This is a genomic window from Mesorhizobium humile (assembly GCF_033977215.1).
GTDB lineage: Bacteria > Pseudomonadota > Alphaproteobacteria > Rhizobiales > Rhizobiaceae > Mesorhizobium > Mesorhizobium humile.
This window is the reverse complement of record NZ_JAVIIV010000055.1, coordinates 1-4,065: the sequence shown is the minus strand read 5'-3', so window position 1 is coordinate 4,065 and position 4,065 is coordinate 1. Positions and strand designations below refer to the sequence as shown.

Here is a 4,065-nt window from a genome sequence, read left to right as displayed (position 1 = left end):
CTTTAAGTCTTTGTTTTGATGCATGTCGTTGTCCCAGAACCGCTGCACACTTCTGGGCGACATGCATTAGCCGCTTTCGCTGGAGCATCAGCGCGGGGGTTATTTGATAAGTCGATCGTATTCGGCATGGGTGCCGATCCAGATCCAGTCAAAGCCATCGCCGCTTTCAAGGGCCAGGGCCCGATAATTGTCGTCTATCCTCGCCGACCAAAGCTCTCCCACCTTTTTGAAATGGAGGGATGGATGTCGCGGATTGGTCTTCATCAAAGTGAAGTTTTTGTCGGCTATGCGCCGAACCGCCTTTGGTAAGGAATTGTATTTTGTCCAGAAGCTAGCGGTGGCTCTGTGCCTCACAGGTCACGCAGTTTGCCAGCGGATATTTCGGCACGTGCTTCTGCCACCAGCTTGTCCAGCCGGCCCGATTTTGCGTCGGCCTCGATCTGCTGGTCCCACAAATCAGCCCGCAGCGCTTCGAACCATGCAGCGAACGCTTTGAGCTCATCTGGGCTGAGCTCTGCTACGGATTTTTCGATCTGTTCGAGTTTGGTCATGCATCAAAGGTAGCACTAATGGGCCAAAAGTGCCATCCGTGGGCCTGCCGGTCCGGAGAGGAACTCGCCCAAAATCCGGGCAACAAAAAAGGCGGGCAATGCCCGCCTTCCTATGCCGGTAGCCTGATCGGGAGCGTCTGGTCCGGGCTGGCAGCTATCTGCTGTTCCAGCTTGTCGGGTCTTTTCGCTCCGGCGCGCTTCTCGCGCGACCGTCAGTACATCCGTGACTTGCCGCGCGCCCCGAACCTTCGTCCGGCGCGCGCCTTTGCTTAGCCGCATTCTGCAACGCCAAGCGATTCCGCTTGGCTGCAAAATGCTTAAGCCAAATCAGGCTGCCTTGCTCAGAGACCCAGCGGCGGACTTGCCGGTGCGGCGGTCCTGCTCGATCTCGAAGTTGATTTTCTGGCCTTCGGCGAGGCTGGTCATGCCAGCGCGCTCGACAGCGGAGATGTGGACGAAAACGTCCGCGCCGCCATTGTCAGGCTGGATGAAGCCGTAGCCCTTGGTGGCGTTGAACCACTTGACCGTACCAGTTGCCATCTAAATGCCCTTCCACATTTGCTTTAGTTTGACCGGACCCGAAGTCCGGCCGGTGGTATCGAAATTTTGGAGACGTCAGCAAACGCGAGGGATCGCGAGGCCCGATCGATCGGCCAAATTCAATGGCCCGCATATAGGACAGTTTGCGAAAGAATACAAGATGGGTTGCCGGCGCGCTGCGCACGGCTGCATGGAAATTTTGACAGCGGCCGCGCGTTGTGGACGGATGAGATGCCCGTCGCTCAATGGAGGGAAACCATGAAGACCATTTTGCTTGCCGCCTGCTTCCTTTTGCTGGCCGCCGAGGCGCAGGCGGTGTCGCGCTACGATCCGACGCGCATGAGCTGCGACCGGGTGCAGGCGACGATCGCCAGGCAGGGCGCCGTCATCCTGCGCTACCAGTCGACGCGCGTGCCGGGGTTGCCGCTTTACGACCGCTATGTGCGCGACGAGCGTTTCTGCAACGCGGGCGAGGTGAGGGCGCGCGCCTATGTGCCGAGCGCCGACACCAGGTCCTGCATGGTCTATGTCTGCAAGCGTCCGGATTTCGAGCGGCGCTTCCGCCGCCGGTTCCTGCAGGACTGACAGGCAGCGCCTCAGAAACCGAACGAGGCCTGCGCGGCCGGCTGCGGGCCGACGCGAACGCCTTCCATGGCGAGCATCTTTTCCTTGGTGGCCGAGCCGCCCGGCGCGGAGAAGCCGCCGATCTTGCCGCCTGCGGCCAGGATACGGTGGCAGGGAATGACCAGCGGCACTGGATTGGCGCCCAGTGCGGCGCCCGTTTCGCGCGGAAGGCCGGCATGGCCAGCGCGCTTGGCCAGTTCGCCGTAGGTGGTGGTTTCGCCGAAGCCGAGCTTGCGCGCGGCATCGTAGATGGCGAGACGAAAATCATCGACGCCGTCGAGATCGACCGGCACGCCGGTGAAGTCGACATCCTCGCCAGCCGCATAGGCCTTGATCGACGCGATCAACTCGACCACCCAGGAAGGTTGGTTTGTCGAGGCTGAGACGCCGGGGTGGCGAAGCAGCCGACGCTCGACCGCTTCGCGGCTGCGCTCCGGCAGGCAAAGCCGGATCAGGCCCTTCTCGCTCCAGGCGATGCCCATGAAGCCGATCACTGTTTCTAACACTGCGTGGCCGGCCGTGATCTGAGATGTGGGTTTCATGGCGTATTCCTTCCGCAAAACAGCGAAAAACGAGTACATATCCAGAACAATATGGCACTCCCGCCCTGTTATCACCACCCGAAAACCGTCTGGCGGCCCCGATTGCCGGGGGTGAATCGCTGGTGTAAGGACTCCTTAACAACCGACAAACCGGACCGCACGGCTTGCCTGCTAAAATCATAATCACCGCGATCGGCGTGCTCGTTGCCGCTGCTGGTCTGAGCGGTTGTACCTCGACCTCGCAAATGAAGGCCGCGCCCGCGCTTGCGGAAGCCTCAACGCCTGTCGTCGCGGACGATACGCCGACCCTTGCGTTGCCCGAAACGGTGGCCGTCCTGCCGGAACCTTCGGGCCTCGCGCAGGTCCAGACCGCGGCGCTGGCCGGCGATGCTGTTGCGATGGCGACCACACCCGGCGCGCCGGCGACGCAAAGCGCGCTCGCGACGCAAGGCGCGCCCGCGACGCAAAGCGCGCTTTTGCCGCCGCCGGTCCAGCCTGGCGCTCCCCTGTCCAGCGTTCCGCTGGCACAACCCGCGGCTTTCGCGGGAGCGACGCCGATGGCCGGCAAGTTTCCGCCGCCCCCGGTGCTGACCGCTGGTGGCTCGCCGACCGGCCCCGGATCCATCAAGCAAGCAGCATCCATCAAGCAGGCGGCGGTCTACACGACCGCGGGCGTCGCCATGCCGGTCACCGGCCAGTCGGCGAAAGTCGCGCCGATGCCCGGTGTCCAGCAGGTCGCCTATGTGGCGCCGGAAAATCCGGCGCTGCTTGCCGCACCCGGCCAGCCCGAAGTGCATGCCAGCGGCCCGCGCGGCGAGATCGAGCGGCTGATCGAGAAATATTCGGCGATCTACGAAGTGCCGGTCGAGCTGGTGCGCCATGTCGTCAACCGCGAGAGCACCTTCAACCCGAAAGCCTTCAATCACGGCCATTGGGGACTGATGCAGATCAAGCACGCGACGGCGCGCGGCATGGGCTATGACGGACCGGCGACCGGCCTGTTCGACGCCGAGACCAATCTCAAATACGCGGTGAAATATCTGCGCGGCGCCTGGCTGGTTTCGGGCGGCAACGCCAAGCGGGCCGACATGCTCTACCAGACCGGCTATTACTACGACGCCAAGCGCAAGGGCCTGCTCGAGGCGACGGGCCTTGGCGTCGACCGCAAGCGGCACCGCCTGCAACCCGACGCCTGATCGGACTGTCCGGTTCCGCGCGGCGTTTCGAGACAGCGCCATGCATGAAGACACGACGCCCCGCCTGCCGGCTCCCAACGACATCCGTCTGCGCAAGCTGCTCGACGATACGCTGACCGCGCCGCATTGGCCGGAGGGTTTGGTCATGCGCGCGTTCGAGCATCGGGACGCGCAGGCTTTGCACGCGCTGCTGCAAGAGGTGTTCGACGACGGCACCGACGGGCCGTTCGACGAATGGTGGCCGCGCATTGCCGGCGATGCGGAGTTCGACCCCGCCCTCTGTTTCCTGGCGATCGACGGCAAGGGCCTGCTGGCGGGCGCGGCGCTCTGCTGGACGTCCGGTTTCGTCAAGGACCTCGCCGTCCATCCGGAGGCGAGACGGCAGGGCCTCGGCGAAGCGCTGATGCGGCACGCATTCCTGGCGTTTCGCGAGCGTGGGGCGGCCCATGTCGATCTCAAGACAAACACGGTGAAGAACACCGCGGCCTTCAGGCTCTACGAGCGGCTCGGCATGGTCCCGGTCGACTGGGAAGGCTGACGCTTAAAGCGCGTCGCGCTGAAACGGATTCAGGCGACGCGCTTTAAGTCTTTGTTTTGATGCATGTCGTTGTC

6 protein-coding genes are annotated in these 4,065 nt (G+C 63.3%); 3 read left to right on the top strand and 3 right to left on the bottom strand.

The window, feature by feature from the left end:
• Positions 1–350: 350 nt before the first annotated feature.
• Positions 351–551 carry a hypothetical protein gene (locus RFM52_RS32590; RefSeq protein ID WP_320293453.1) on the bottom strand — a complete coding sequence of 67 codons (201 nt, stop codon included), beginning with the start codon at positions 549–551 and terminating at the stop codon, positions 351–353.
• 327 nt (positions 552–878) lie between these two features.
• Positions 879–1,091, bottom strand: coding sequence for a cold-shock protein (locus RFM52_RS32585; protein WP_027168154.1), 213 nt, complete (start codon positions 1,089–1,091; stop codon positions 879–881).
• A gap of 258 nt (positions 1,092–1,349) precedes the next feature.
• Here RFM52_RS32585 and RFM52_RS32580 point away from each other — a divergent pair, with 258 nt between their 5' ends.
• Entirely contained in the window at positions 1,350–1,676 is a 327-nt protein-coding gene (locus RFM52_RS32580) for a hypothetical protein (RefSeq protein ID WP_320293454.1), read from the top strand.
• Positions 1,677–1,687: 11 nt separating this feature from the next.
• Here the strand turns inward: RFM52_RS32580 and RFM52_RS32575 are convergent, their stop codons facing one another.
• Positions 1,688–2,257 (bottom strand): methylated-DNA--[protein]-cysteine S-methyltransferase, encoded by a 570-nt coding sequence (locus tag RFM52_RS32575; RefSeq protein ID WP_320293455.1) that lies wholly within the window; start codon positions 2,255–2,257, stop codon positions 1,688–1,690.
• A 245-nt stretch (positions 2,258–2,502) separates the two neighbouring features.
• Between RFM52_RS32575 and RFM52_RS32570 the strand changes: the two genes are divergently transcribed.
• Positions 2,503–3,453, top strand: a complete 951-nt coding sequence (locus RFM52_RS32570) for a transglycosylase SLT domain-containing protein (RefSeq protein ID WP_430699207.1) — start codon at positions 2,503–2,505, stop codon at positions 3,451–3,453.
• Between the two features lie 40 nt (positions 3,454–3,493).
• The gene (locus RFM52_RS32565) at positions 3,494–3,991 is read left to right on the top strand and encodes a GNAT family N-acetyltransferase (RefSeq protein ID WP_320293457.1); all 498 of its coding nucleotides are present in this window, start codon (positions 3,494–3,496) and stop codon (positions 3,989–3,991) included.
• The last annotated feature ends 74 nt before the right edge of the window (positions 3,992–4,065 follow it).